The sequence below is a fragment of the Actinomyces israelii DSM 43320 genome, assembly GCF_000711965.1.
Taxonomy (GTDB): Bacteria; Actinomycetota; Actinomycetes; order Actinomycetales; family Actinomycetaceae; genus Actinomyces; species Actinomyces israelii.
Genome location: NZ_JONS01000001.1, coordinates 129,758 through 156,681 on the forward strand (window position 1 = coordinate 129,758; position 26,924 = coordinate 156,681).

22 protein-coding genes are annotated in these 26,924 nt (G+C 73.1%); 8 read left to right on the forward strand and 14 right to left on the reverse strand.

Translation table 11 applies throughout. The annotated features are described in order from the left end of the window. Positions 1-104: 104 nt before the first annotated feature. Positions 105-836 carry an SDR family oxidoreductase gene (locus O145_RS00565; protein WP_043558206.1) on the reverse strand — a complete coding sequence of 244 codons (732 nt, stop codon included), beginning with the start codon at positions 834-836 and terminating at the stop codon, positions 105-107. A gap of 192 nt (positions 837-1,028) precedes the next feature. Between O145_RS00565 and dusB the strand changes: the two genes are divergently transcribed. Beyond that, on the forward strand, positions 1,029-2,219 hold the full coding sequence (gene dusB, locus O145_RS00570; protein WP_273165931.1) for a tRNA dihydrouridine synthase DusB: 1,191 nt from the start codon (positions 1,029-1,031) through the stop codon (positions 2,217-2,219). Positions 2,220-2,250: 31 nt separating this feature from the next. Here dusB and O145_RS00575 read toward each other — a convergent pair whose 3' ends face one another. Next, complete coding sequence (locus tag O145_RS00575) at positions 2,251-3,489, reverse strand: YibE/F family protein (RefSeq protein WP_411265933.1); 1,239 nt, start codon at positions 3,487-3,489, stop codon at positions 2,251-2,253. Between the two features lie 263 nt (positions 3,490-3,752). Next, the gene (locus O145_RS00580) at positions 3,753-5,144 is read right to left on the reverse strand and encodes a glycine--tRNA ligase (RefSeq protein ID WP_043558211.1); all 1,392 of its coding nucleotides are present in this window, start codon (positions 5,142-5,144) and stop codon (positions 3,753-3,755) included. A 211-nt stretch (positions 5,145-5,355) separates the two neighbouring features. Here O145_RS00580 and O145_RS00585 point away from each other — a divergent pair, with 211 nt between their 5' ends. Genes O145_RS00585 through O145_RS00600 form a run of 4 tightly spaced genes read left to right on the forward strand, consistent with a single transcriptional unit; the run spans position 5,356 to position 8,823 of the window. Next, a complete protein-coding gene (locus O145_RS00585) occupies positions 5,356-6,366 on the forward strand; it encodes a metal ABC transporter substrate-binding protein (protein WP_043558504.1) in 1,011 nt (336 codons plus the stop codon). A 25-nt stretch (positions 6,367-6,391) separates the two neighbouring features. Beyond that, on the forward strand, positions 6,392-7,387 hold the full coding sequence (locus O145_RS00590; RefSeq protein ID WP_043558213.1) for a metal ABC transporter ATP-binding protein: 996 nt from the start codon (positions 6,392-6,394) through the stop codon (positions 7,385-7,387). Then, positions 7,384-8,349 carry a metal ABC transporter permease gene (locus O145_RS00595; RefSeq protein WP_052374438.1) on the forward strand — a complete coding sequence of 322 codons (966 nt, stop codon included), beginning with the start codon at positions 7,384-7,386 and terminating at the stop codon, positions 8,347-8,349. Before O145_RS00590 ends, O145_RS00595 begins: the two co-directional genes overlap by 4 nt. A 24-nt stretch (positions 8,350-8,373) precedes the next feature. Next, on the forward strand, positions 8,374-8,823 hold the full coding sequence (locus tag O145_RS00600; protein ID WP_043558216.1) for a Fur family transcriptional regulator: 450 nt from the start codon (positions 8,374-8,376) through the stop codon (positions 8,821-8,823). A 43-nt stretch (positions 8,824-8,866) separates the two neighbouring features. On the opposite strand, the gene uppS is transcribed toward O145_RS00600, so the two are convergent. Genes uppS through leuA form a run of 3 tightly spaced genes read right to left on the reverse strand, consistent with a single transcriptional unit; the run spans position 8,867 to position 12,247 of the window. After that, positions 8,867-9,682, reverse strand: a complete 816-nt coding sequence (gene uppS, locus O145_RS00605; RefSeq protein ID WP_043558219.1) for a polyprenyl diphosphate synthase — start codon at positions 9,680-9,682, stop codon at positions 8,867-8,869. A gap of 1 nt (position 9,683) precedes the next feature. Beyond that, positions 9,684-10,433, reverse strand: coding sequence for a DNA repair protein RecO (gene recO, locus O145_RS00610; protein WP_043558222.1), 750 nt, complete (start codon positions 10,431-10,433; stop codon positions 9,684-9,686). 35 nt (positions 10,434-10,468) lie between these two features. After that, positions 10,469-12,247, reverse strand: a complete 1,779-nt coding sequence (gene leuA / locus O145_RS00615) for a 2-isopropylmalate synthase (protein ID WP_043558223.1) — start codon at positions 12,245-12,247, stop codon at positions 10,469-10,471. A gap of 366 nt (positions 12,248-12,613) precedes the next feature. On the opposite strand from leuA, the gene O145_RS00620 reads away from it, so the two are divergent. Genes O145_RS00620 through O145_RS00630 form a run of 3 tightly spaced genes read left to right on the forward strand, consistent with a single transcriptional unit; the run spans position 12,614 to position 14,525 of the window. Further along, positions 12,614-13,465: an ABC transporter ATP-binding protein gene (locus O145_RS00620; protein ID WP_043558226.1), complete on the forward strand. Its 852-nt coding sequence runs from the start codon at positions 12,614-12,616 to the stop codon at positions 13,463-13,465. Next, positions 13,462-14,301: an ABC transporter permease gene (locus O145_RS00625; RefSeq protein WP_043558230.1), complete on the forward strand. Its 840-nt coding sequence runs from the start codon at positions 13,462-13,464 to the stop codon at positions 14,299-14,301. Before O145_RS00620 ends, O145_RS00625 begins: the two co-directional genes overlap by 4 nt. Further along, positions 14,301-14,525: a helix-turn-helix transcriptional regulator gene (locus tag O145_RS00630; protein WP_043558233.1), complete on the forward strand. Its 225-nt coding sequence runs from the start codon at positions 14,301-14,303 to the stop codon at positions 14,523-14,525. Before O145_RS00625 ends, O145_RS00630 begins: the two co-directional genes overlap by 1 nt. Positions 14,526-14,694: 169 nt before the next feature. On the opposite strand, the gene O145_RS00635 is transcribed toward O145_RS00630, so the two are convergent. The 8 genes from O145_RS00635 to O145_RS00670 all read right to left on the reverse strand — a co-directional run bounded on the left by O145_RS00635 (position 14,695) and on the right by O145_RS00670 (position 26,582). Continuing rightward, entirely contained in the window at positions 14,695-15,675 is a 981-nt protein-coding gene (locus O145_RS00635; protein WP_052374440.1) for an acyltransferase family protein, read from the reverse strand. Positions 15,676-15,976: 301 nt separating this feature from the next. Then, on the reverse strand, positions 15,977-19,543 hold the full coding sequence (locus O145_RS00640; RefSeq protein ID WP_043558236.1) for a proline dehydrogenase family protein: 3,567 nt from the start codon (positions 19,541-19,543) through the stop codon (positions 15,977-15,979). A gap of 207 nt (positions 19,544-19,750) precedes the next feature. Continuing rightward, entirely contained in the window at positions 19,751-21,493 is a 1,743-nt protein-coding gene (locus tag O145_RS00645) for an alpha/beta hydrolase family protein (RefSeq protein WP_043558239.1), read from the reverse strand. Positions 21,494-21,550: 57 nt separating this feature from the next. Continuing rightward, positions 21,551-22,633, reverse strand: a complete 1,083-nt coding sequence (gene era, locus O145_RS00650; protein ID WP_052374442.1) for a GTPase Era — start codon at positions 22,631-22,633, stop codon at positions 21,551-21,553. Between the two features lie 9 nt (positions 22,634-22,642). Then, on the reverse strand, positions 22,643-23,923 hold the full coding sequence (locus tag O145_RS00655; protein ID WP_043558242.1) for a hemolysin family protein: 1,281 nt from the start codon (positions 23,921-23,923) through the stop codon (positions 22,643-22,645). Further along, on the reverse strand, positions 23,920-24,378 hold the full coding sequence (ybeY, locus tag O145_RS00660) for an rRNA maturation RNase YbeY (RefSeq protein ID WP_043558245.1): 459 nt from the start codon (positions 24,376-24,378) through the stop codon (positions 23,920-23,922). Before ybeY ends, O145_RS00655 begins: the two co-directional genes overlap by 4 nt. Then, entirely contained in the window at positions 24,375-25,559 is a 1,185-nt protein-coding gene (locus O145_RS00665; protein WP_043558248.1) for a PhoH family protein, read from the reverse strand. Before O145_RS00665 ends, ybeY begins: the two co-directional genes overlap by 4 nt. Positions 25,560-25,712: 153 nt before the next feature. Beyond that, complete coding sequence (locus O145_RS00670; protein ID WP_043558251.1) at positions 25,713-26,582, reverse strand: EamA family transporter; 870 nt, start codon at positions 26,580-26,582, stop codon at positions 25,713-25,715. Positions 26,583-26,924 lie beyond the last annotated feature (342 nt).

A 26,924-nucleotide genomic window follows, 5' to 3' on the forward strand; every position in this document is an offset into this window, starting at 1 on the left:
CCGTGCGACGTCAGCCGGCGTGCCCCGCGCCTCACAACCGTCTTGCGAGCGCGGCCCGTCCCGCGGCGGACGGGAGCCGCGCCCTCCCGCGGGCGCCTCGGCGCTCAGCGCCCCATGCCCATGCCGCCGTCGACGCCCAGGACGGTGCCGGTGACGTAGGAGGCCTCCGACGAGGCCAGGAAGAGGATGGGGGCGACAACCTCCCGGGGCGCCGCCAGACGCCCCATGGGGATGGCGGCCAGGTGCGCGGCGCGCGCCTCTTGGGACAGTCCCGCGGTCATGCCGGTGTCCACGAAGCCGGGCGCGACGGCGTTGACGCCCACCCCGCGGGAGGCGACCTCGCGGGCGAGGGCCCGCGTCAGCCCCTCGACCCCGCCCTTGGAGGCGGCGTAAGCGGCCTGCCCAGTGCCGCCGCGGGCCGCGACGACGGAGGAGACCAGCACGATGCGGCCGCGCCGGGCGCGCAGCATGTCCGGCAGGACGGCGGAGGCGGAGGTGAAGGCGGCGGTGAGGTTGACCGCGATCGTGTCGGCCCACACCGGTTCAGGGCTGCGGATGGCCAGGGCGTCGCGGCTGGCTCCGGCGCACGCCACGAGGACCTCGATCGGGCCGTGCAGCATGCGGGCGCGCGCCACCGCCCGCCGCAGGGCGGAGGTATCGGTCACATCGACGCTCATGCCCACGACGCCGTCGGGCGCGTCGCCGGAGCGGGACAGGCCGGCCACCCGCTCCCCGGCAGCGGCGAAGGCGGCCGCGACGGCGCGGCCGATTCCCCGCGACGCCCCGGTGACCAGGACCGATCGGGCGCTCGACGGCGAGGCGTGCGGGATGCTCACGGGCACAAGCCTACGAGACGCCCCACGGCCCGCGGCGCGCGCCGTCCCGCGCCGGCCGTGTGCCAGCATGGCCCGGTGACCCTCGAGACCTCCGCCGCCCCGCCCCCCGCGCCGTCCGACGGGGGCCGGGCGGGCGCTGCGCCGCTGCGCATCGGTCCGATCGAGGTCGCCACGCCCGTCGAGCTCGCCCCGATGGCGGGGGTGACCAACGCGTCCTTCCGGCGCCTGTGCCGCCTGGCGGGAGAGTCCGCGCTGCCCGCCGCGCTGCGCCCCGCGCACGACGGCGCGGTGCCGGCTGCGGGCGGGGGCCTGATCGCGCCCGCGGGCCTGTACGCCACCGAGATGGTCACGACGCGCGCCCTGGTGGAGCGCAACGAGAAGACCCTGGCCATGGTGCGCTCCGACCCCGGCGAGCGGGTGCGCTCCATCCAGCTCTACGGGGTCGACCCGGCGGTCGCGGGCGCAGCGGTGCGGATCCTGGTCGAGGAGGACCTGGCCGACCACATCGACCTGAACTTCGGCTGCCCGGCGCCCAAGGTCACGCGCAGGGGCGGGGGCGCGGCCCTGCCGTGGAAGAGGGACCTGCTGGCGGCGATCCTGCGCGAGACCGTGCGCGCCGGCGAGCGGGCCGTGCGGGCGGCCCGCCGCGAGCGCGCCGTGCCGGTGACCGTCAAGACCCGCATCGGCATCGACGAGGACCACGAGACCTTCCTGGATGTCGCGCGCGCGGCGGAGGACGCCGGCGTGGCGGCGATCGCCCTGCACGGCCGCACGGCCCGCCAGCACTACGCGGGCAGGGCGAGGTGGGAGGCGATCGCCAGGCTCAAGGAGGCCACGAGCCTGCCGGTGCTCGGCAACGGGGACATCTGGACCGGGGACGATGCGCTGGAGATGATGCGCGCCACCGGCTGCGACGGCGTCGTGGTGGGGCGCGGCTGCCAGGGGCGCCCGTGGCTCTTCGCGGACATTGTGGCCGCCCTCCACGGCTCGACGGCGCGCACCCGCCCCGACCTGGACGAGGTCATCGCCGTCGTCGAGGAGCACGGGCGGCTGCTGGCCGCCGAGATGGGCGAGGAGCGGGGCGTGCGGGACCTGCGCAAGCACGTGGGCTGGTACCTCAGGGGCTACCCCGTGGGCGGGCGGGCGCGCGACGATCTCGTGCACGTGAGCACACTGGCGGGCCTGCACGAGGCGCTGGCGGCGATGCGCGCCCGGCTGCCCGAGGCGGTGCCCTACCCGGGCGAGACGGTCGAGGGGCCCCGCGGCCGGGCCGGCTCGCCCAGGCGCCCGCACCTGCCCGACGGCTGGCTCGACTCCCCCTGTCTCAGCGAGGAGCACAGGCGGCTCCTGCTGGATGCGGAGTCGGACGCCTCCGGGGGCTGAGCCCCGTCCCCGGCGCCCTCCCGGCGTCCTGTCAGCGCCCGGCCCCGGGGTACGGGGAGCGCGCCCGGTGGCGGGCCCGCCGCGGGGCGGGCTCGGCGACGTCGTCCACCGGGGTCGTGCGGCACAGGAGCGCGGCGACCGCCGTGGTCGCCGGGATCGCCAGCACCAGTCCGATGGAGGACACCAGCGTGCGGACGATCTCCTCGGCGATCTCGCCCGAGAGCACGGTGTCGATCATAGAGCGGTCGATGAGCGAGGCCGCCAGGATGAGCGGCAGCGCGGTCCCCGCGTAGGCGAAGGCGAGGGTGTAGACGGTCGAGGCGATGTGGTCGCGCCCGATGCGCATGCCGCCGGTGAACAGGCGCACCCGGCTGAGCGCCGGGTTGGCGGCGTGCAGCTCCCACACGGCCGAGGCCTGGGTGATGGTGACGTCGTTGAGCACGCCGAGGCCGGCGATGACCATGCCGCAGGTCAGCAGCGCCCGCAGGCTCAGCCCCGGCACGGCCGCGGCCAGGGTCACCGAGGTCTCCTCGGTCGCCCCCGTCAGGTTGGCCGCCCCCACGCCCCACAGGGACAGCGCGACGGTGATGACCACGCCCACGATCGTGCCCAGCAGGGCGGTGGTCGTGCGCACCGAGACGCCGTGGGCGATGTAGACCGCCAGCAGCATCATGGCGCTGGCGCCCACCAGCGTCACCCACATGGGCGAGGCGAGGTCCAGCAGGGCGGGGATCATGAAGAACACGAGCACCGCCGTCGCCAGGACCAGGCCCAGGGCGCTGAGGATGCCCTTGCGGCCGGCCACGGCCACCACCAGCACGAGGTAGACGACCGCCAGCCCCAGCACGGGGGTCTGGCGCTGGTAGTCCACGAACACGTAGGGCGTGCCCGAGGTCACGGCGGCCGGGGTGTACATGACGCGCATCCCGTCGCCGACGTCGGCGGCGCTCATGGACTCGGCGGGCACGTGGACCGGCAGGACGAGGCCCTTGCCCTTGCCCGAGGTGATGCGGGCGCACACCGCGTCGGTGAGCAGCCCTCCCGTGGAGGCGTCGCCCAGCGACTGGACCGCCCCCTGGCAGTCGGCGACCGACTTGGAGGTGATGGTGGCGGTCTCCAGGCTGGTCCCCTCCGCCCCGAAGGGCTGGGAGCCGACCAGCGAGCTCTTCCCGGGCCACAGCACCACCAGGCCGACGAGGGTGGCGATAATGATGGGGACGACGATCGCGGTCAGCACGATCCGCGCACGCCGCCGCTCGTGCGCGGGCACGGCCACGTCGCCGTGGCTGTGGCCATGGGAAGACGTGGAGGAATGGGGGTGATGGGCCGGGGTCGTGTGCGCTGAGGATGGGGGCACGGGAGTCTCCTCGCTCGTCATGGGTCCATGATGGTCCGAACCGCGGGCGCGCACGCGGAGCAACGCGGAGGCGGGACGGAGGCGCAGCGGCGAAGCGGGTCAGCGGGCGGCGCCGTGGCCCTGCGGGGACCGGGGCGCCAGGGCCGCGGACGGGTCGGCGCCGTCCCGGGCCGGCGTCAGCAGCCGATGAGGCGCTCGGCGAGGTAGCGCTCCACGCCGTCGAGCGGGACGCGGTCCTGGGTCATGGTGTCGCGGTCGCGCACCGTGACGGCGCCGTCGTCCGGGGAGTCGAAGTCGTAGGTGAGGCAGAAGGGCGTCCCCACCTCGTCCTGGCGGCGGTAGCGGCGTCCGATGGCGCCGGCGTCGTCGTAGTCCACGTTCCAGCTGCGGCGCAGGCGCGCGGCCAGCTCCCGGGCGGGGCCGGTGAGCTCCTCCTTGCGGCTCAGCGGCAGCACGGCGGCCTTGACGGGGGCCAGGCGCGGGTCGAGCCTGAGGACAATGCGCTTGTCCACCCCGCCCTTGGTGTTGGGGGCCTCGTCCTCGGTGTAGGCCTCCACCAGGAAGGCCATGAGCGAGCGGGTCAGGCCCGCGGCGGGCTCGATGACGTAGGGCACCCATCGCTCGTTCCTCGTCTGGTCGAAGTAGGACAGGTCCTTGCCGGAGTGCTTCGCGTGGGTGGTCAGGTCGAAGTCGGTGCGGTTGGCGATGCCCTCCAGCTCGCCCCACTCGCCGCCGGAGAACCCGAAGCGGTACTCCAGGTCCACGGTGCGCTTGGAGTAGTGGGAGAGCTTCTCCTTGGGGTGCTCGTACAGGCGCAGGTTGCCCTCGCTGATGCCCAGGTCCACGTACCAGGCCCTGCGGTGGTCGATCCAGTACTGGTGCCACTGCTCGTCCGTGCCCGGCTCGCAGAAGAACTCCATCTCCATCTGCTCGAACTCGCGGGTGCGGAAGATGAAGTTGCCCGGCGTGATCTCGTTGCGGAAGGACTTGCCGACCTGGCCGATGCCGAAGGGGGGCTTCTTGCGGGCGGCGCTCATGACGTTGACGAAGTTGATGAAGATGCCCTGGGCGGTCTCGGGGCGCAGGTAGTGCAGGCCGGCCTCGTCGTCGACGGGGCCGAGGTAGGTCTTGAGCAGGCCGGAGAAGGCGCGCGGCTCGGTCCACGCCCCGGCCTGGCCGGTGACCGGGTCGGGCACGTCGTCCAGCCGGACGGCGTCGGGGTCCAGGCCCTTGCGCTCGGCGTAGGCCTCGATGAGCTCGTCGGCGCGGTAGCGCCTGTGGGTGTGGAGGGACTCCACGAGCGGGTCGGTGAAGGCGCTCACGTGCCCGGAGGCGACCCACGCCTCGCGCGGCAGGATGACCGAGGAGTCCAGGCCGACGACGTCGTCGCGGGAGCGGACCATGTACTGCCACCACTGGCGCTTGATGTTCTCCTTGAGCTCGACGCCGAGCGGCCCGTAGTCCCAGGCCGAGCGGGTCCCGCCGTAGATCTCCCCGCAGGGGAAGACGAAGCCGCGGCGCTTGGCCAGGTTGATCACGCGCTCGAGCGCGGAGGGGGTCTGTGCCACCGTAGTGTCTCCTGATGTCGTCGTTGTCCGCACCTGGTTGGTGGGAACGAGTCGGGAACGAACTGGGAAAGAATACGGCCATCCTACGGCCGCGGCCGCCCCGCTCCTCGGACGGGCGGCCGGAGGCGTCTTCGAGTCTGACGCGTCACACTCGGATCCGCGGCGACAGCACAGCTTGACGAGAATCATTATCGCCTTGACAATGGCGCTCATGAACGTTCCCGTCGCCCGCCGCGTCCTGTCCGCTGTCGCCGCAGCAGCACTGGGCCTGTCCCTGACCGCCTGCTCGGCCCTGTCCCCGGAGTCCTCCGGCTCCGGCGCCCCGAAGGACGCCTCGGGCGCCCTGTCGGTGTCGGTCTCCTTCTACCCGATCCAGTACCTGACCGAGACCATCGGCGGCGACCACGTCAGCGTCACCAGCCTGACGCCCACCAACGCCGAGCCCCACGACTACGACCTGTCCGGCAAGGAGGTCATCTCCACCCTGGAGGGCTCCTCCCTGGTCGCCTACGTCTCGGGCTTCCAGCCCTCGCTCGACAAGGCGGTCAGCCAGGTCAACGGCCCGACGGTGGTCGACCTGTCCGACAAGGTCGACCTCCGGCACCACGAGGGCGTCGAGGACGAGGACGAGCACGGAGACGAGGCCACCGGCGGCGCCACCGGCGAGGCCGGCCACGAGGGCCACGCGGGCCACGACCATGATGCGGGATCCCTCGACCCGCACTTCTGGCTCGACCCGGTCCGCATGAAGTCCGCCGCCACCGCCATCGAGGAGGCCCTGGCCGCCGCCGACCCCGACAACGCCGACGACTACAAGACCAACCTCGACTCCCTGACCTCCACCCTCGACGGGCTGGACTCCTCCTACCAGGGCGGCCTCACCCAGTGCGAGCGCAAGACCTTCATCACCTCCCACGCCGCCTTCGGCTACCTCGCCGACCGCTACGGGCTCACCCAGGTCTCCATCTCCGGCATCGATCCCGAGTCCGAGCCGAGCGCCGCCGAGATCGCCGCGGCCAAGAAGGCTGTCAAGGACACCGGCTCCACCACGATCTTCACCGAGGAGCTCCTGTCCACCGAGGTCGCCGACACGGTCGCCGGCGAGACCGGCGCCACCACCGCCGTTCTCAGCCCGATCGAGTCCGCTCCGGAAGGCGCTGACTACGCCGGCGCCATGTCCAACAACCTTGAGGCGCTGCGCACGGCGCTGGCCTGCAAGTGACGTCTCCGCGCAGGGCAGGGAACCCATGACCTCCGATCCTCCCTCCGCCTCTGGCGGGGATGAGCGGACGACGCCGTCCGGGCGGGGCCGGGCGGCGTCGTCCGCGCGCCCGGGCGGGGCCCCGACAGCGGGCGGCGCCGGGGCCCGGCCCACCGGCTCCGCCCCGGCGCCGCCCGTCGTCGTGACCGGCCTGTCGGTCGTGCTCGGCTCGGCCCTCATCCTCTCCGGCATCGACCTGACCGTGGCCGGCGGCGAGTCGGTGGCGCTTCTGGGCGCCAACGGCTCGGGCAAGTCGACCCTGGTCAAGGCGATCCTCGGCCTCAACCCGATCCGCACGGGCAGCGTGCGCCTGTTCGGCCACGACGTCGAGCACCGCTCGCGCGTGCCCTGGAACCGGATCGGCTACGTGCCCCAGCGCGTCGCAGCCGCCTCCGGCGTGCCCGCAACCGCCCTGGAGGTCGTGCGCTCAGGACTGCTGGGCCCGCGCCGCCCCTTCGCCGACCGCGGCCGGCGCGCCCACGAGCGGGCGATGGCTGCTCTGGAGTCCGTCGGGCTGGCCCACCGCGCCCGCGACCACGTCCAGGTCTTCTCCGGGGGCCAGGCCCAGCGCGTCCTCATCGCCCGCGCCCTCGTGCGGGACCCGGAGCTGCTCGTCCTCGACGAGCCCCTGGCCGGCATCGACCGCGATTCGCGCCGGGCCCTCGCCGAGATCCTCACCTCACTGCACGAGACGGGACTCACGCTCATCACCGTGCTGCACGAGATGGGCGAGCTGAGCGACGTCGTCAGGCGCGCCGTCGTCCTGGACGAGGGGCGGGTCTCCTTCGACGGCCCCGCCCGCGACCTCGCCCCCCTGCGGCACGACCCCGCCCGGCACGACGTCGTGGGCCACGACCGCCTCGACGACTGCGAGCACGGGCACCCGCACGGCCGGGCCGCGCCCGTGGTCCACCACGCGCCGACGCTCACCACCCGCGTCCCCTCGCCCCCCGGATCCGAACGCCGCGGAGAGCGCCCATGAGCGACCTGTTCGCCGCCTACAGCGAGATGCTCCAGAGCCCGCTCATGCAGCGCGCGCTCATCGTCGCCGTCCTCGTGGGGCTGTCCGCCCCCGTCATCGGCACCTACCTCGTCCAGCGCGGGCTCGCCCTCCTGGGCGACGGCATCGGCCACATCGCGCTGACCGGCGTGGCCCTGGGCTGGATCGCCGGCGCAGCGGCCAATGTCTCCCCGCACGACGCCTGGGCGGTCCCCGGCGCGATCGTCGTCAGCGTCCTCGGCGCGATCCTCATCGAGCTCATCCGCTCCTACGGGCGGACCCGCGGCGATGTCGCCCTGGCCATCCTGTTCTACGGCGGCATCGCCGGCGGCGTCATCCTCATCAAGATCGCGGGAGGCACGACCACCAACCTCACCAGCTACCTCTTCGGGTCGATCGTCACCGTCTCCGTGTCCGACGCCTGGTTCACCATTGTTCTGGCCGCCGTCATCCTGCTCGTGGGGCTCGGCCTGCGGGGCCCCCTGTTCGCCCTGTGCCACGACGAGGAGTTCACCCGCTCCATCGGCCTGCCCACCGGCGTGCTCAATGTGACCATCGCCGTGGTCGCCGCCCTGACCGTCTCGGTGTCCATGCGGGTGGTGGGCGCGCTGCTGGTCTCCGCGGTCATGATCGTGCCGGTCGCCACCGCCCAGCTGCTGTCCCGCTCCTTCGTCGTGACCATGCGGCTGTCCATGGGGATCGGCGTCGTCGTCTGCGTGACCGGCCTGCTGATCACCTACGTGGTGTCGGCGTCCTCGGGCGCCATGATCGTGGTCCTGCTCGTCGGCCTGTACGCTGTGGTGGCGGTGACGACCGCCCTGGTCCACCTGCTGGTGCGCCTGTGGGCACGCCTGCGGCCCGCGCCGGCACGCCCGCTGCCGCCATCGGCCCCGCCCGCCCCGGCCCGGGGGCCGTCCGGCGCAGACCGCCCGACCAACCGATGAGGCCCCGGCACAGGAGGCACAGTCATGACCATGACCCGCAGCACCGCAGGCTCCACCGCGGCGCGCCCCAGGGCGACCTGGCAGCGCGCGGCGGTGGCCGACATCCTTCAGCGCACGGAGGAGTTCCGCTCCGCCCAGCAGATACACGCCGCCCTGGAGGCCGAGGGCACCAGGGTGGGGCTGGCCACGGTCTACCGTAACCTGACGGCCATGGCCGAGGCCGGCGAGGTGGACCAGGTGCGCAACGCCGAGGGCGAGACGCTCTACCGGCGCTGCCACAGGCCCGAGCACCACCACCACATCGTGTGCCGCTCCTGCGGCCGCACGGTCGAGGTCAGCGGGGGCGAGCTGGAGGACTGGATCACCTCCGTCTCCGCCGCCCACGGCTTCACCCAGATGGAGCACACGGCGGAGTTCTTCGGGCTGTGCTCCAGCTGCTCGACCGAGCCCGGCGCCGGCCGGGCCGAGAAGTAGGCCGCCGCCCCGCGAGCCGCGGTCGAGGCCGCGTCGCCGCGCGTCAGGCGCCGGCGACCCGGTCGACGGCGCCGCCGAAGCGCCGGTCGCGGCTCGCGTAGGCCTGGCAGGCCCGCCACAGCTGGGTCCGGTCGAACTCCGGCCAGGGCAGGGGCGAGAAGTACAGCTCGGCGTAGGCCGCCTCCCACATGAGGAAGTTGCTCGTGCGCTGCTCCCCGCCGGTGCGGATCAGCAGGTCCACGTCGCGCATGGCGGGCGAGTAGAGGTGGCGCTGGACGGTGCGCTCGCTCACCGCCGAGGCCTTGAGGCGCCCGGCGGCCGCCTCCTCGGCAATGGCGCGGGCGGCGTCGGCGATCTCGGCCCTCCCACCGTAGTTCAGGCACATGTTGAGCACGAGGGCCTCGTTGCCCGCGGTGATGCGCTCGGAGCGGCGCACCTCGGACAGGACCGACTTCCACAGGCGGGGCTCGCGCCCCACCCAGTTGACGCGCACGCCCCAGGCGAGCAGGTCGTCGGTCTGTGCGCGCAGCACCTGCCGGGTGAAGCCCATGAGGAAGCGGACCTCGGCCGGCGAGCGCCTCCAGTTCTCGGTGGAGAAGGCGTAGACGCTCAGCTCCTCGATCCCGATCTCGACGGCGCCGGCGATGACGTCCATCATGGTCGTCTCCCCCACGCGGTGCCCCTCGGTGCGGGCCAGGCCGCGCGCGTTGGCCCAGCGCCCGTTGCCGTCCATGACGCAGGCGACGTGGGCGGGAACCGCCTGGGCCGGCAGGTCCGGCGGGGTCAGGCCCGGCCGGTGCAGGGCGACACGGCCGCCGGAGGGCGCCGGGTCCGGCGCGGTGGAAGGCTGATCGGTCACATCAGGCCCTTTCGACGAGGGAGAGGGAGCGCAGACGGCGCTCCAGGTGCCAGGTCAAGTATGCCGACACGATCCCGGAGGCCTGGGCGCGCTCCCGCCCGCCGGAGGCGTCGGCCACGCCCCAGTCGCCGCTCAGCAGCGCGCCGAGCAGCGCCATGGCGGCGGGCTCGACGTCGACGGAGCCCGCGGGCCGGCAGACGGCGCACACCGCCCCGCCCGTCTGGACGTGGAAGGCGGCGTGCGGCCCGGGGGCGCCGCAGCGGGCGCAGTCGTAGCACGACGGCGCCCACCCGGCCAGGGCCAGGGCGCGCAGCAGGTAGGAGTCCAGGACGAGCCCCGGCGCGTGGCGCCTGCGGGCGAGGGCGGACAGGGCCCCGTAGAGCAGGAGGTGCTGCTGGGGGGAGTCGGTGGTGCCCAGGTCGCCGTCGTCCTGCGTGAGCCGCTCGGCCGTCTCGACCATGGTGGAGGCGCAGGTGAACACGGCGTAGTCGCCCATGATGGCGCGCGCGAAGGGGTGCAGCGTCTCGACCTGGGCGACCACGTCCAGGCTGCGCCCGCGGTGGAGCTGGACGTCGATCATGGAGAAGGGCTCCAGGCGCGCGCCGAAGCGCGAGGTCGTGCGGCGCACTCCCCTGGCGACGGCGCGCACCTGCCCGTGGGAGCGGGTGAGCATGACGACGATGCGGTCGGCCTCCCCCAGCCTGTAGGTGCGCAGGACGACGGCCTCGTCCCGGTAGAGCCTGCTCGTCATCGGGCGCCCCCGCCCCGCACCCCGGTCGAGCCCCCTCAGCGCAGCGCGCGGTTGACCGCGGAGATGACGGCCTTGAAGGAGGACGTGGTGATCGACGGGTCGATGCCCACGCCCCACAGGACCTGCCCGTCGACCTCGCACTCGACGTAGGAGGCGGCCCTGGCGTCGCGCCCCTCGCTGAGCGCGTGCTCGACGTAGTCGAGGATGCGCACGCGTACGCCGGTCTGCTCCAGGGCCGCGACGAAGGCGTCGAGCGGGCCGTTGCCGGAGGCGGTCAGGAGCCTGCGCTCCGGCCCGTCGGCGATCGTCACGGTGAGGATCGCCTCGCCCTCGCTGGCGGCGGTCAGCGTGGCGCCCTTGAGCGAGAAGCGCCCCCAGGCGGGCAGCTCGGCGTCGGGCGCGGCGGCCGCCGGCAGGTACTCGTCGGTGAAGATCGACCACATGCTGCGGGCGTCCACCTCGCCGCCGTAGGTGTCGGCGTGGCGCTGGACGATCCTGGAGAACTCGATCTGGAGGCGGCGCGGCAGGTCGAGGTTGTGGACCTGCTTGAGCAGGTAGGCGACCCCGCCCTTGCCGGACTGGGAGTTGACGCGCACGACCGCCTCGTAGGAGCGGCCGACGTCGTGCGGGTCGATGGGCAGGTAGGGCATGGACCAGGGCACGGCGGCCTCCGCGGCCTCGGCGTCGAGTCCCTCGGCCATCTTGGCCTCGACCTGCTTGGCCCGGGCCAGGAAGCCCTTCTTGATGGCGTCCTGGTGGGAGCCGGAGAAGGATGTGTAGACGAGCTCGCCGACGTAGGGGGTGCGCGGGGGCACGTCCATGCCGGTAGCGCGCTCGACGGTGCGGCGGATCTCGTCGATGTCGGAGATGTCGAGCATGGGGTCCACGCCCTGGCTGAAGAGGTTGAGGGCCAGGGTGACCAGGTCGACGTTGCCGGTGCGCTCGCCGTGGCCGAACAGGCAGCCCTCGACGCGGTCGGCCCCGGCCAGCAGGCCGAGCTCGGCGGCGGCCACGCCGGAGCCGCGGTCGTTGTGGTTGTGCAGGGACAGGCACACGTGCTCCCGGTGGGGCAGGTTGCGGCTCATCCACTCGATCTGGTCGGCGTAGACGTTGGGGGTGGCGCGCTCGACGGTGGCGGGCAGGTTGATAATGATCTCGCGGTCGTCCTCGGGCTGCCACACGCCCATGACGGCCTCGCAGACCTCCAGGGCGTACTCGCGCTCGGTGTCCACGAAGATCTCCGGGGAGTACTCGAAGCCGAAGACCGTCTCCTCGGTGAGGACCTTCTCGGCCCGGGCCATGACCTGGCGGGTGCCGTCCACGGCGAGCTCGCGGATGTCGTCGCGGCCCATGCGGAAGACGATCCCGCGGAACAGCGGCGACAGGGCGTTGTAGAGGTGGACGGTGGCGCGCGGCATGCCGACGCAGGCGTCCAGCGTGCGGTCGATGAGGTCGCCGCGGGACTGGGTGAGCACTGAGATGGTGACGTCGGCGGGGATGGCGTCGTCGTCCACCAGCGAGCGCACGAAGTCGTAGTCGGTCTGGGAGGCGGCGGGGAAGCCGACCTCGATCTCCTTGAAGCCCATGGCCACCAGCAGGTCGAAGATCGCGCGCTTGGCGTCCGGGTCCATGGGCTCGATGAGGCTCTGGTTGCCGTCGCGCAGGTCGGTGGTCAGCCAGCGGGGGGCGCGGGTGATGCGCCTGGTGGGCCAGGTGCGGTCGGGCAGGTCGGTGTCGACCGTGTCGAGGAAGGGGACGTACTTGCCGAAGGGCATTCCGGAGGGCTGCTGGGGTGCGGGGCGGGCGGTGCGCATGATCTTCTCCTAGGGGTGGCGCTCTGCTCGGGAGGCGCCGCAGGGTGGGCGCGTCCCCCGTCGGCTGGCAACGCGAATGAGCCGCGGTCGGGGTGCCGGCCTCGGTCAGGCCCCGCCGCGGCGACTAAGCAGGAGGCTCGCCTCCGGGCGCGTGGTCGCTCGCACGAGGACGACACTACCGCACGACGCGGCGCGCGTCAGGACGCGCCGCCCCGCGGGCCGGTGCCCGCCGACCGGGCGGGCGCACGGACGAGGGGCGGGCGCGGTGCGGATGAGCACAAGAAGTAGCGAACCTCTTCGCCAACTTGTAGCATAAGTACTATATATAATGGCAGGACTACTGAGGAGATACTGAGGAGGTTCAGATTGCCCGTCATCACTACAGAGAACCTCGAGTTCTCCTACGGGGCGGAGCCGGTCCTGCGGGGCCTGACCCTGTCGGTCGAGGCCGGCGAGGTCGTCTGCCTGCTGGGCCCCAACGGGGTCGGCAAGACGACCCTGGTGGAGAACCTGCTGGGCTCCCTGGCCCCCACCGCCGGCTCGGTCCGGGTCCTGGGGACCGACCCGCGCCGGGCGGGCGCAGCCTTCTGGGCGCGCGTGGGCCTGGTCCAGCAGAACTGGACCGACCACGCCAAGTGGCGGGTCACCGACCAGCTGGAGTGGATCCGCGCCATGCAGCTGACCGCCTCCCCCGGCGCCATGAGCGTCGCCGAGGCGCTCGACGCCGTCGGGCTGGCCGGCAAGGCGGCCTCCCGCCTGTCCCGCCTGTCGGGCGGGCAGCGGCGCACCATCGACTTCGCGGCGGCATTCATGGCCCGCCCCGAGCTCCTCGTCCTCGACGAGCCGACCACGGGCCTGGACCCGGCCTCCAAGACCCACCTGCACGACCTCATCCTCCAGCACGTCGACGACGACAACGCCACCGTCCTCATGACCACCCACGACCTGGCCGAGGCCGAGCGCATCACCTCGCGCGTGCTCATTATGAGCCGGGGGCGCGTCGTCGCCGACGGCTCGGTGACCGAGCTGCGCGAGCGCCTGAGCCACGACGCCGAGGTCACCTGGGTCCAGGACGGCGAGCACCACGTCCACGCCACCGCCGCCCCCGAGCGCTTCCTGGCCCAGCTCGACCTGGGCGCCATCACCGGTCTCACCGTCACCCGCCCCACCCTGGAGGAGACCTACCTCGCCCTGGTGAGCAAGGAGGAGCAGTCATGAGTATGCGCACCGTCCCCGCGATCCTGCGTGCGGCCGCCCGTCAGGCGGCCGGCGACCTGCGGCCGGTCATCCTGGGGACGGGGGCCGTCTCGCTGCTGCTCGCAATCGTCCCCGTCATCCTGGTCGGCAGGCTCAGCGACGGGGCCGTCGACGCGCGCACGGCGTTCGGCCCCATGCTCGTCGCCGGCAGCATCGGCGCGTTCGGCTGCTTCGCCACCATGCAGATCCTCGGGGAGACCTACACCGACCGCGTCGGCGGCGCCCTGCTGCGGGTGCGGATCCTGCCCCACGGCCCCCTGACGTGGGCGATCGGCAAAGCCGCCTCCACCATTGTGCAGACCATTGTGATCCAGGCGGCCATGCTCGTCGGAATGATGGTCTTCGTCACCGCCCTGCCCGTGAACGCGCCCCAGGTCCTGACCTGCCTGCCGCTCATCGCACTGTCCGCCGTCGCCGCGGCCCCCCTGGGCTTCCTCGCGGGCGCCCTGGTCCGGGGCGTCTACAGCATGATGGTCGCCTACCTGGTCGTCTTCGCCCTCGTCGTCACCAGCGGCTCCTTCTTCCCCCTGGCCTGGCTGCCGGGCTGGGCCCGGGGGGTCCAGCTCGTCCTGCCCACGTACTGGTCGGGGCACCTGACCCGGTGGGCGCTGGCGGGCGACCCCGCCTGGGAGGTCGGCGGCGCCTTCGCCCCGGCCCTGGCCGCAGGAGTCCTGGCGGCCTGGGCCGTCGTCGGCTTCGCGGCGGCGCCCGCGGTCATCCGCCGCTCCTTCCGCAGGGAGAGCATCGGCGCCCTGTCCCGCATGCAGTCCACCATCCGCTCGCAGTCGGGCCTGTGATGGCCGGGGAGAGCATCCACAACCGGATCGCCGTCCTGCGCGCCGACCGCAGGGTCAGCCGCCGCGAGCTGGCCGAGGCGCTGGGCGTGCACTACCAGACGGTGGGCTACCTGGAGCGCGGAGAGTACGCCCCCTCCCTCCACCTGGCGCTGCGCATCGCCCGGTACTTCGACGTGCCCGTGGAGTCGGTGTTCTCCCTGGAGGAGTTCCCCCGCCTGAGGTGAGACGGGGGCCGGGGCTCGCACCGGCCCGACGGTCAGGCCGGGTGCCGGCGGCCCGCCGTCAGCCCAGGTGCGCGTTCCCCCAGTGCCGCAGTCGCCGTTCCACGGGATGCTCGACGAAGCGGTAGAGGGCCCACGCCGTCGCCAGGGCCGCCGCGAAGACCACCGGGTACTACCAGAGGTTCTCCACGGACATGGGCCGGAGCCCGACAGCGCCGCTCACCGCGTACATGACGGTGGCGTGCACGAGGTAGAAGGCGAAGGACCACGTCCCCAGGGTCACCAGGACCCGGTGGCGCAGCCAGGACCGCCTCCGGGCGAGGTCGTTGTTGGCGACCCCGAGGATGGTCAGCGCGAAGAGGACCGCGAGAATCTGCAGCTCCAGGTTCCGGGCCCAGACGGACCAGGGATCCGCCCACCCGTAGCAGCGGGAGAGCGCGGACCAGGTGACGAAGACGGCAATGGTCGTGTACCCCATCCAGGGGCGGATCCGCCTGCCGGCGCCGAGCTGGACGAGGCGGGCCACCACCATGCCCATGACGAACTCCTCAAGGCGGGCCACGGGGATGGGCAGGTCGGCCAGGAGGCCCGAGGGGTCGCGGATCACGACGACGCGATGGAGCACGACGACGGCGGTGACGGCGCCCAGGGCGAGCAGAGCCCCGCGCCGCGAGACCCGGACCAGCAGGCGGCTCAGCCAGGGGTGGAGGGCGTAGAAGAAGGCCTCGACGCCGAGCGTCCAGGCGGCCGGGTTGCCGGAGAAGAGGATGCTCGGCTCCTTGAACCAGCTCTGGAGCAGCGTCAGGGACAGCAGCAGCGGCACGACGGCGAAGGGCTTGACCCAGAACTGGCTGGGATCCGGCGTCACTGACGTCACTGAGTAGAACACGGGGACCGCCACGAGCAGGGCGAGGACGTGGGCCGGGTAGATGCGGGCGAAGCGCCGCCAGTAGAAGTTGGCGACCGTCGTGCCCGAGATGCCGGCGGACCAGGTGAGCACGAAGCCGGAGAGCAGGAAGAAGAAGGCGACGCCGTGGTTGCCGAAACGTGCGACGGCTCCGAGGCCGGGCACGGGCGCGAAGCTCATCATGTGGTAGCAGAAGACGGCGAACGCCGCCCACCAGCGCAAGCCGGTCAGCGAGTCCAGGCGCATCACACCGGCCTGACGGGGAGGTAGGCAGGGGACCACGCGGGAAGAGCAGCCATGCCCCAGAGACTACACAGCCGGCGCCCATGGGCTGACTCGGCCGGGAGGCGCGGCCTATGGGCGCAGACTCCAGATGGCTGGTCCCGGGCGGTGCCGGTTCTGTCCGACCCTCGTGGCCGCGCCGCCGGGGCGCGCCTGCGGCGCCCGGCAGGTACCCCGAACCGGTCTGGAGCCGGTGACCTACCGATCTCGGCGAAGGGGCCTGCGGGCGCGGGGCCGGGCGGCGCGGGCCGGCCCCGCGCCGCCCTCAGAGCAGCCCGGCGGCCAGGTCGAGCGGCGTGCCGAAGCGGTGGTTGGTGACCGCGACCGCCTGCTCGTGCAGGAAGGGCAGCAGCTCGGAGTGCGGGCAGGTCGTCACGGCCCCCGTGTACAGGGCGACGTCGGGGCTGCCGCCGGTGAGGCGACTCGCCTCCCGCCACCGGCAGGCAGCGGTCTGCTCACGCGGCCCCAGCACGCGCACGCGCAGCCCGAGCGCCTCGGAGGCCGCCAGGTCCGCCAGGCGTGCGCTCCACACGCCCGGCGCCTCGACATCCACCTCGACATTGGCGGCGGCCAGCGCGCTCGCCAGCTCGGCCGGGAGCCTGTCCGCCACGGACAGGCTCACGAAGGCGCCCGCACGCACGCCGGCCGCCACGACGCGCACCAGGTCGGCGGGGTGGGTGCCGCCCGCGGCCCGCACGACGACGGGCGTGGGCCGGTAGCGCAGCACGTTGCGCTCGCAGACCAGGCCGGTGACGTCCCGGCTCGCGCCGTACTGGGACCGCCACGCCTCGGCGTCGGCCACGAGCGCGCGGCGCAGCTCGGTCATGTCGCGACGCTCCAGGTGGGTGCGCACGGCGTCGTAGAGGGCGGACACGCGCGCGTCCAGGGTGGACACCAGGTCGTGGTGGCCCTCGTAGGCCTCCTCGTGGTTCCGGCCGGCGGCCGGAACGACCTCGCCCAGCCCGAGCAGGTAGGACGGCCCGCCGGCCTTGGTCGTCGACCCGATCGCCGAGCGCTTCCAGCCCCCGAAGGGCTGGCGTCGCACGATCGCGCCGGTGATGCCGCGGTTGACGTAGAGGTTCCCGGCCTCGACCGAGTCCAGCCAGACCGCGAGCTCGTCGGCGTCAAGCGTGTGCAGCCCCGAGGTCAGGCCGTAGTCGACGGCGTTGACGGCGTCGATGGCCTCCTGGAGAGTCTCCACCCGCATGACGCCCAGCACCGGGGCGAAGTACTCGGTCAGGTGGAACTCGCTGCCGGGGACGACACCGGCGCGGATGCCGGGGCGCCACAGGCCGTCGCCCAGATCCCGCGGAGTCAGCACCCAGTGCTCGCCGGCTCCCAGCGTCGTCAGGCCGTGCAGCGCCTTCTCGTCGTCGGGGACGACGACGGGGCCGACCTGGGAGTCCAGGTGCTCGGGGCCGCGCACCCGCAGGGAGGAGGTCGCGTCCACCAGCTGGCGGGCGATGCGCTCCGAGGTCCCGGCCGAGCCGACCAGGATGAGCAGGGAGCTCGCCGAGCACTTCTGTCCGGCGTGGGCGAAGGCGGAGGCCACCACGTCGCGCACGGCGAGATCCGGATCGGCCGAAGGCGTGACAATAATGGCGTTCTTGCCGCTGGTCTCCCCCAGCAGGCGCATGTCCGGCCTCCAGGAGCGGAAGAGCCGCGCGGTGTCGTAGGAGCCGGTGAGCACCACGCGGCCCACCTGCTCGTGGGTCACCAGGTGGCGCGAGACCTCGCCGTCCTCCAGCGGGGCGAGGACCACGAGGTCCTCCGGCAGGCCGGCGTCGTGGAAGGCGCGCACGAGCTCGGCGGCGCAGCGCTTGGCGGGCGGAGCCGGCTTGAGGATGACGGCGCTGCCCGCGGCCAGGGCGGCCGCCACTCCCCCGGTGGGGATCGCCAGGGGGAAGTTCCACGGCGAGGCGACCACGGTCAGGTCCACCGGCGCGAAGCGGGCGCCGGTCATGTGCTCCGGGTCGTGCAGCAGCAGGGAGGCCTCGGCGTAGTGGCGGCAGAAGTCGATGGCCTCGCTGACCTCGGGATCGGACTGGTCGATGGTCTTGCCCGCCTCGGAGGCGGCGACCTCGATGAGCTCGTGGCGGCGGGCCTCCAGGACGTCCCCGACCCGGTTCAGGACGACGGCGCGCTCGTCGGGGTCGCGCCCCTGCCAGGCCGCGGCGGCGGCCGCGGTCGCCCTCACGACCGCGTCGCACCTCGCGACGGTTCCCATGCGGGCGGCGCCCGCCTCGACCTGGGCGGCGCCCCTCTCGGAGGCCGGCACGGCGGCGGCGATGTCGCGGGCCCACCGGCGGTTGGCGGCCAGCGAGGGGTCCGAGTCCGGTGTCGAGACGAAAGGACGCCGAATGCGCTCGGCCGAGGCGGTGGCGGTCGGGACGCCCGCCTCGCGCTCGGCGAGCCGGTCCTGGGAGCGGTTGGGGGCCGGCGCGGGCGCGGCGGGGTCGAGGTCGGCCAGAGCGGCCAGGAAGCGCCCCTCCTCACGGGCGAAGACGGCCTCGTCGGCGGCCAGGTCGAAGACGCCCGACATGAAGTTCTCGGGGGCGGCGTTCTCCTCCAGACGTCGCACGAGGTAGGAGATGGCGACGTCGAACTCGCCCGGGTCGACCACGGGCACGTACAGCAGAAGGTGGCCCGTCTCATGGCGCACGACCTCCTGCAGGCCGGTGGCCATGCCCGCGAGCATCTCGAACTCGACGTCGTCCGCCACGCCCCGGGCCTCCCGCAGCTCGTGGGCGAAGGCGATGTCGAACAGGTTCTGCCCCGCCACCCCCAGACGGATGGCGCGGGTGCGCTCGGGGGTCATGGCCCAGGAGAGGATGCGCTTGTAGCTCGTGTCCGTGGCTTGCTTGGTCGGCCAGGTGGTCAGCTCCCAGCCGTGGATCTCGGCGTCCACCCGCTCCATGGACAGGTTGGCGCCCTTGACCACGCGCACCTTGATGCGCGACCCGCCGGCGTCCACGCGGGCGGTCGCCCAGGCCTGGAGACGCTCCATGGCGGCCAGGGAGTCCGGCAGGTAGGCCTGCAGCACGATGCCGGCCTCGTAGCCGGTCAGGTCCTCCTGGTCGAGGATGGCGGTGAACACCGCGATGGTCAGGTCGAGGTCCTTGTAGTCCTCCATGTCGAGGTTGAGGAAGGTGCCGTGGTCGCGGGCCAGGCGGTACAGCGGGGAGAGCACCTCCACGCCGTGGGCGACGACCTCCTCGAAGCCCCAGGGGTTGTGCGGGCCGGTGACGGCCGAGACCTTGACCGACACGTAGTCGACGTCCTCGCGGGCCACGAGGCGGGAGACCTCCGCCAGCCGGCGGGAGGCCTCCCTGTCCCCCAGGACGGCCTCGCCCAGAAGGTTGACATTGAGACGGTTGCCGCCGGTGCGCAGCCGGGCCAGGGCGGGGCCCAGCCCCCGGTCGGTGGCGTCCACGACGAGGTCGCCGACGATCTCGCGGAAGACGCGCCGGGCCACGGTGGTCACCGAGCGGGGCGCCAGGCGGGTCGCCCGGCCTCCCAGGCCCATGGCCGCGGCCAGGGAGCGCGGCAGGAAGTCGGTGCGCCCAGCGGCCAGCCGCGCCAGAGCATGACTGGCGACGTCGAGGTCGATGGGTCGCACGACGTCATCGACGAAGCGGGTTGTGAACCCCAGACCGTCCGGATCCGACAGGATGCGCGCCAGAAGCCGCGCTGTGCGGGGAACGGGCTGGGAGGCCGACTCGTCGGCCCAGCGGCGCGCGCGTGCGGCCGCCTTCTCACCGAGCTCCCACAGCTCCGCGGGGCAACGGCGCTCAGCGTCGCCGGGCAGGGGGTGATCGACGGTGGTTAACATGCGTAGTGCTCCTGGCTCGGGGTACGAAACGCCTCTAAGTGTGCCCCATCCCGCACGCCCCGTGGGCGAAAAGTCCCAACTGGATGTCTGGTGCCGCGCTGCGGGGAGGCTGTGCGGGGAGTGCGCGCCGGCACGGACGACGGCGGTCCCGTACCGGTCCCGTACTGGTTCCGCCCGCCGGAGACGGCTCGGCGCGGGGGCGGGGACTCAGTACAGGAGCGGGAACAGGCCCCAGTACGCCAGGGCCGTCAGAAGAACGGCCGTCCCGCACAGGGCGGAGCCGAGGACGCAGCCCGCGGGCACCGTGAGCCAGCGGCCGCCCTCCTCGCGGTCGTGCCGCATGTGCCCGCGCATGAGCCAGACGCGCTGGACGAGCCTGACGTACAGGACGACGGTGCCCAGGGCGACGACCTGGGCGAGCATCCAGCCGCCGTAGGAGACCAGGTAGTTGGTGCGGTAGCTCGTCGCCAGCGAGACCACCTCTGCGATGTAGGCGAGGTACAGCACCCAGGCCGCCACAATGCTCAGGCTCAGCGAGACCGTCCAGCGCCCGATCGGATCGGGCAGGTGGAGGCCGCGCCGGTCGCGCAGCCTGGGCGCCTGGCCGGCCGCCCACAGGAGCCCGGCCAGGGCGAGCAGGCCGAAGCCCACGACGAAGGCGGCGAGCATGAGATCGCCCGAGGCGTACCAGCGGGTCGGGTCGGGAGTGCGCGCCCAGTAGGCCTGGCTCGGGGCGGCTCCGGCGACGTGCGGGGCCGCGTCGGCGGTGGCGGGCAGCCCGGTCACCCAGCGGGCGAGGTCGCGGGCGACGCCGGGGGCGAGGTCGCCGTCGGTGCTGCTGCCGAGCTTGAGCCCGTGGTTGGCGCCGTCGTAGTAGCGCACGGTCAGCGCGGCGCCGCCGGAGTGCAGGGCCTGCCGCGCCGTCGTCGGCCCCTGGACCAGCGGCATGGAGGCGTCGGCCGTTCCGTAGAGCATGAGGACGGGGACGGTGATCCTCTCCAGGTAGGGCACGGAGTCGAAATCGGCGTACTCGAAGCCGCCCCCCGGAACCCGGGTGGAGCCCAGCAGCCGCGGGATGAGGACGAGCATGGGCTCGGGCACGCCGACATTGCGCATGTAGGAGTCCATGGCCAGCGCCATCTGCTCGCGCAGCGGCACCACCGGGGCGCTGGCCATCACGAGGAAGGCGATGCGCTCGTCGTCGGCGGTGAGCACCGCCCCGGGGATGGCGCCCTCGGACTCGGCGTAGAGGCCCACCCGCGTCGGGTCCACGCCGTTAAGCGCGATCAGGTAGTCCACGCTGCGCTGGTAGTCGGCGGCCATGGCCTGGTAGTCGCGGGAAGTCAGCGAGTAGTCCTCCATGGGCTTGGAGGGCACGAGGGTCGTGACGCCGGCGGAGGACAGCGCCTCCGCCTGACCGGCGAAGCCCCGGAGGTCATGGGTTCCCGCGCCGTGCAGGAAGACCACGCCGGGCGTGGTGGCGGTGACGCCGACGGGGCGGCGCAGGAGGGCGGGGACCTGCTCGCCGTCGGCCTGGGTGATGGTCACCGTGGAGGCCTCGATGCGATAGGTGCCGGTCGCGGGCGTGGTCGCCTCACCACCGATGGCGGTGTCGGCGGTGGGGAGGGCCGGCGGCTCGGTGAGGGGCTCGGGCGACCAGCGCGGACCCGCGAGGGTGCCCACGAGGCTCAGGGCCAGCACGGTCACGACGACGGTCCCCGAGGTGCGGTGGTCGGCCGAGACGGCCACGACCAGGGCGCCCAGGCCCAGGGTCGCCAGGATCTCCCAGATCGTCTGGCCGTCCGCGCCCAGGAGGGCCAGGGCGAGCGCGGCCGCCAGCACCGCCAGAAGGCCCAGGGCGGTGCGCCGCCGCTCGGTGCGCCACAGGCGCGACCCGAGCGCGAGCGAGCGCCGCGGGAGGGCGCGCGCCCAGGCCCAGCCCGACCGCACCTGGGCGAGGGTCGGGTGGGCCGGCTCCCCCCTGGGACGAGGACGAGGAGGCACAGGTCAGAAGCCCAGCTTGGCCAGGGCCTTGGGGTCGGACTGCCAGTCCTTGGCGGTCCGCACATGCAGGTCGAGGTAGACCTTCCGCCCCACCAGCTTCTCAATGCCCCGGCGCGCCGTGATACCGATCTCCTTGAGGCGGGATCCTCCCCTGCCGATGATGATGGCCTTCTGGGAGTCGCGCTCGACGACGAGGCTCACCCGCACCTGGAGGCGGGCGCCCGCGCCCTTGACGCGCGAACCGGTGGTGTCCGTGGTCGGGTCCAGGATCTCGTCGACGACGACGGCCAGGGAGTGGGGCAGCTCCTCGCGCACGCCCTCCAGGGCGGCCTCGCGGACGAGCTCGCCGATCATGACCGCCTGCGGCTCGTCGGTGATCTCGCCGGTGGGGTACAGCGGCGGGGAGGGCGGCAGGTGGGAGACGAGGACACCGGTCAGGACGTCGACCTGCTCGCCGCGCCTGGCGGAGACGGGGACGATGTCGGCCCACTCGCCGAGCCGGTCGACGGCCAGGAGCTGGGCGGCGACCGCGGCCCTGGAGACGGTGTCGGTCTTGGTGACCACGACGACGACGGGGGTGCGCGTCTCGGCCAGGTCGCGGGCGATGAAACGGTCGCCGGGGCCGATCTTCTCGTTGGCCGGGACGCAGAAGGCGATGACATCGACGTCGGCGAGGGTCTCGCGCACCAGGTTGTTGAGGCGCTTGCCGAGCAGGGTCCGGGGGCGGTGCAGGCCGGGGGTGTCGACCAGCACCAGCTGGGAGTCGTCGCGGTGGACGACGCCGCGCACATTGTGGCGGGTGGTCTGGGGGCGCCCGGAGGTGATGGCGACCTTGGCGCCGACCAGGGCGTTGGTCAGCGTGGACTTGCCGGCGTTGGGGCGCCCGACCAGGCAGGCGAAGCCCGCGCGGAAGCCCTCGGGGATCTCGGGGGCGACGATCTCGGCGCGGGCCTCGCCGTCGGGGCCCGCGAGGCCCCCCGGGGCGCCGGGGCCGTCCGTGGGCTCGGCGTCGCCGGGGAAGCGGAAGGGCGTGTCGGGCGTGTCGGACGTGTCGGACGTGTCGGATGTGTCGGATGTGTTGGTCATGGGCGGTCCTCACTCGTGGTGGTCGGCGGGCTCGGGGGTGCGGCTGGCGATGAGGGTGGCGACCTGGCGGCGCCTGCCGACGGCCTCCTCGGCGACCAGGTCGACGCCCTGGGCGCTGCCGCGGGCGCCGGGCAGGGGGACGCGGCCGATGGCCTTGGTGAGCAGGCCGCCCGCGGTGTCGACGTCGTCGTCATCGATCTCCAGGTCGAACAGCTCGCCGAGCGCGTCCAGGCCCAGGCGCACGGGCACGCGGTAGCGCCCCTGCCCCAGGTCCTCGACCTCGGGCTCGGCGTGGTCGTGCTCGTCGGTGAGATCGCCGACGACCTCCTCCAGGAGGTCCTCCATGGTGACCAGCCCGGCCGTGCCCCCGTACTCGTCGACGGCCAGGACCATGTGGACGTGGTCGGTCTGCATCTCGCGCAGCAGGTCGTCGGCGAGCTTGGTCTCGGGGATCCAGAGGGCCTCGCGGGTGAAGGAGGACACGGGGCGCATCTCGTGCTCGGGGTGGTCGGACAGGCGCCGCAGGACGTCCTTGAGGTAGAGGATGCCGCGCACGTCGTCGGCGTCCTCCCCCACCACGGGCACGCGCGAGTAGCCGGAGCGCACGAACAGGCGCATCGCCGCGGAGGCCGTCTTGTCGGCGTCGATCGTCACCATGTCGGGGCGGGGCACCATGACCTCGCGCACGAGGGTCTGGCCGAGCTCGACGACGCTGCGCATCATCTCGCGGTCCTCGTCCTCAATGGTCTCGGCCTCGCCGATCTCGTCGATCATCTCGCGCAGGTCCTCAGTGACCTCGGCGCGCGCCTCGGCGTCGGTCAGGGCGGACGAGCGACCGTAGTGGGACTCGATCCAGCGCCACGGGGCGCCCAGGGCGTCGACCTTGAGCAGCGCCCCGGCCAGGATGAGAAGGGTGCCGTCGGGGTTGCGGCGCCCCACCGAGCGCGGCGAGAAGCCGACGACCAGGCCGAGCAGGACGATATTGAGCACGACGGCGACCACCAGCACCTGCCACCACCGGCTCAGCAGGCCGGAGACGGCCAGGGTCAGCAGGACGGCGGCGAGCATGTCGACGGCGACGCGGATGGGGGCGACGGAGCCGAGCACCTGGCCGCGCCTCTCGGCCAGGGCCAGGACCCTGCCCGCCCCGCGGCGCCCGTCCTCGACGAGGTCCTCTGCGGCGGCGCGGGTCATGCGCGTCAGGGCCGCCTCCCCGGCGGACAGCAGGGCGCCGAAGACGAGGACGACGACGGCCAGGACGACCAGGAGGGCGACGGGCGTGCCGGTCACTGTCCCCGCTCCGCGAGGAAGGTCAGGAGCAGGGTGCGCTGCAGGTCGAACATCTCCTTCTTCTCCTGCGGCTCGGCGTGGTCGTAGCCCAGGAGGTGGAGGATCCCGTGGGTGGTCAGCAGGAGCATCTCCTCGACGGCGGAGTGGCCCGCCTCGATGGCCTGCTTGGCGGCGACCTGCGGGCACAGCACGATGTCGCCCAGGGTCCCGGCCGGCGTCTCGTTGTCCACGGTGCCGGGACGCAGCTCGTCCATGGGGAAGCTCATGACGTCGGTGGGGCCGGGCAGCTCGAGCCAGCGCATGTGCAGCTCTGCCATGGGCTCGGGGTCCACGAACAGGATGTTCAGCTCGGCCAGCGGGTTGACGTGCAGGGCGCGCAGGACGTGGTCGGCCAGCGCGGCGAACTCGGTGCCGTCGATGACGGTCTGGGTCTCGTTGAGGACCTCGGTGCTCACAGGCGGTTCCTCCCGCGGAATTCTGAGGGCGTGCGGCCGCGGCGGCTTCCGCGCCCGTGGTTGTGGCCGTGGCCGTCGGCGCGGGCGGCGGGCGCCGTCGGCCCGGTGGATCCAACGGCCTCGGCGTCCCCGGCGGCCCGCGCCTCGTAGCGGGCGTAGGCCTCGACGATGCGGCCCACGAGCCGGTGCCGCACGACGTCGTCGGCCCCCAGCTCGCAGAAGGCGATGCCGTCCACGCCGTCGAGGATCCGGCGCACGACGAGCAGGCCGGACTCGCGCCCGCCGGGCAGGTCGATCTGGGAGACATCGCCGGTGACGACCATGCGCGAGCCGAAGCCGAGACGGGTGAGGAACATCTTCATCTGCTCGGGGCTGGTGTTCTGGGCCTCGTCGAGGATGACGAAGGCGTCGCTGAGCGTGCGCCCGCGCATGTAGGCCAGGGGCGCCACCTCGATGGTGCCGGCCGCCATGAGGCGGGGCAGGGCCTCGGGGGCGAGCATGTCGTGCAGGGCGTCGTAGAGGGGCCGCAGGTAGGGGTCGATCTTGTCAGTCAGGCTTCCGGGCAGGAAGCCGAGGTTCTCACCCGCCTCGACGGCGGGGCGGGTGAGGATGATGCGGGAGACCCGCTTGCGGGTCAGCGCGTCCACGGCCTTGGCCATGGCCAGGTAGGTCTTGCCGGTTCCGGCGGGGCCGATGCCGAAGGTGATGGTGGATTCCTCGATGGCGTCGGTGTAGGCCTTCTGGCCGAGCGACTTGGGGCGGATGGTGCGGCCGTGGGCGGTCAGGACGTCGTCGGCCAGGACCTCGGCGGGGCACGCGGCGGTCTCCAGCAGGCCGATGGCGCGCTCGACGGCGTCCGCGGTCAGGGGCGTGTCCGCGCGGGCGACGTCGATGAGCTCGGACAGGAGCAGGACGACGACGTCGACGCGGGACTGCTCGCCGGTCGCGGTGATGGTGCTGCCGCGCACGTAGAGGTCGACGTCCGGGAAGCCCTTCTCAACGGCGCGCAGGACCTCGTCGCGGACGCCGAGAAGGGCCACAGGGGCGAGCCCAGCGGGCAGGACGAGGCTGCGCGTGACGTCGTCGTGCGCACCGGGTGAGCGCGCGGGCCCGGAGGCCGCGGGGCCGGCGGAGGTGATCGCCGGCGGTGCGGCTGGTGAACTGATCGGCATGCTCGTCATTGCCCTTGATCCTAGATGATTGATTCCGAGCGTCCGGGCCCGCGGCTCCCTTTCGCCGAGATCGGTGGAGACCCGCGCCGAGATCGGTTCACTTCCGGCTCGAGACCGGTTCGAGGCACCCGCAGGGCGCCGGGGTCCTGCGGCCCGCCCTGTTCAGAGGGCGAGGGCGACTGTTCCCGCCACGAGGACGGCCAGGCCGAGCAGCGCCCGGACGCCCACGTGCTCGCGCAGGACGAGGACCGAGAAGGCCACGGAGACCAGGACGCTGAGCTTGTCGATGGGGACGACGACGCTGGCGGGCCCGTCCTGGAGGGCGCGGAAGTAGCACAGCCAGGAGGCGCAGGTGGCCAGGCCCGACAGCAGGATCCAGGTCATCTCGCCGCGCGGCACGCGGGTGGCGCTCCCGAGCCGTCCGGCGACGCCGACCATGGCCCAGGCCATGACCAGGACGACTCCTGTGCGGATGGCGGTGCCGAGGTCGGAGGGCACCGCGGCGATACCGATCTTGCCGAGGATCGCGGTGAGGGCCGCGAACAGGGCGGCACCGAGCGCGTACAGCAGCCACCCGCCGCCTCCGGCCAGCGCCCGCGGCAGGGCGCGCAGGTCCTCGGCGCGCAGCATGAGGAGCGTGCCGATGGTGACCAGGACCAGCCCGACGGCGCCGAGGGCGCTCAGGCCCTCCCCCAGGAGCAGCACGGCCATGATCACCGTGAGGACCGTGCTCATCTTGTCGACGGGGGCGACCCTGCTGACGTCCCCGAGCTGGAGCGCCTTGAAGTAGCACAGCCAGGAGGCGCCGGTGGCCAGGCCCGACAGAACCAGGTAGGCGAGGCTGCGGGCGTCGACCTGCCCGAGCTCGCGGATCGAGCCGCTGAGCAGGGTCATGCCCCAGGCGCCGACGAGGACGACGGGCGTGCGCAGGGCGGTGGCGAGGGTGGAGTCGGTGGTGCGCACGCCCTGCTTGGCCAGGACGGCGGTCAGCCCGGCGAACAGGGCGGAGGCGCAGGCGAACAGGAGCCACACGGATGCGACGGTAGTCGTGAGGGGCCACCGCGACCAGGGGTGTCAGATCGAGGCGCCTGGGAGGCCGCCCATGTTCGCCGAGATCGGTCGTATTCGGTCGTATTCCGCGTCGAGATCGGTCACTTCCGGCTCGAGACCGGTTCGCGGGGTCGGGCGGCCGCCGGGTGGCCTCCCAGCCGGTTCTCCATGATCTCCTGGAGACCGGCCCCGGCAGCACCCAACACACAGCCCGACCCCCTCGCTGTGGCGTCCCAGAGCACGAGACACCGCCTGCCCCCCATGGGCGGGGGTTCCGGAACAAAGGCAAAAAGGACGCCGAGGACGCCAAGGCCTGCCCCCCAT

What these genes read in the sequence shown, in the direction of transcription:
- dusB (WP_273165931.1), top strand. Translation starts at nt 1,029, where the DNA reads ATGGCGGGGGTGACCAACGCGTCCTTCCGGCGCCTGTGCCGCCTGGCG.
- O145_RS00585 (WP_043558504.1), top strand. Translation starts at nt 5,356, where the DNA reads ATGAACGTTCCCGTCGCCCGCCGCGTCCTGTCCGCTGTCGCCGCAGCA.
- O145_RS00590 (WP_043558213.1), top strand. Translation starts at nt 6,392, where the DNA reads ATGACCTCCGATCCTCCCTCCGCCTCTGGCGGGGATGAGCGGACGACG.
- O145_RS00595 (WP_052374438.1), top strand. Translation starts at nt 7,384, where the DNA reads ATGAGCGACCTGTTCGCCGCCTACAGCGAGATGCTCCAGAGCCCGCTC.
- O145_RS00600 (WP_043558216.1), top strand. Translation starts at nt 8,374, where the DNA reads ATGACCATGACCCGCAGCACCGCAGGCTCCACCGCGGCGCGCCCCAGG.
- recO (WP_043558222.1), bottom strand. Translation starts at nt 10,433, where the DNA reads ATGACGAGCAGGCTCTACCGGGACGAGGCCGTCGTCCTGCGCACCTAC.
- leuA (WP_043558223.1), bottom strand. Translation starts at nt 12,247, where the DNA reads ATGCGCACCGCCCGCCCCGCACCCCAGCAGCCCTCCGGAATGCCCTTC.
- O145_RS00625 (WP_043558230.1), top strand. Translation starts at nt 13,462, where the DNA reads ATGAGTATGCGCACCGTCCCCGCGATCCTGCGTGCGGCCGCCCGTCAG.
- O145_RS00630 (WP_043558233.1), top strand. Translation starts at nt 14,301, where the DNA reads ATGGCCGGGGAGAGCATCCACAACCGGATCGCCGTCCTGCGCGCCGAC.
- O145_RS00635 (WP_052374440.1), bottom strand. Translation starts at nt 15,675, where the DNA reads ATGCGCCTGGACTCGCTGACCGGCTTGCGCTGGTGGGCGGCGTTCGCC.
- O145_RS00640 (WP_043558236.1), bottom strand. Translation starts at nt 19,543, where the DNA reads ATGTTAACCACCGTCGATCACCCCCTGCCCGGCGACGCTGAGCGCCGT.
- era (WP_052374442.1), bottom strand. Translation starts at nt 22,633, where the DNA reads ATGACCAACACATCCGACACATCCGACACGTCCGACACGTCCGACACG.
- O145_RS00665 (WP_043558248.1), bottom strand. Translation starts at nt 25,559, where the DNA reads ATGACGAGCATGCCGATCAGTTCACCAGCCGCACCGCCGGCGATCACC.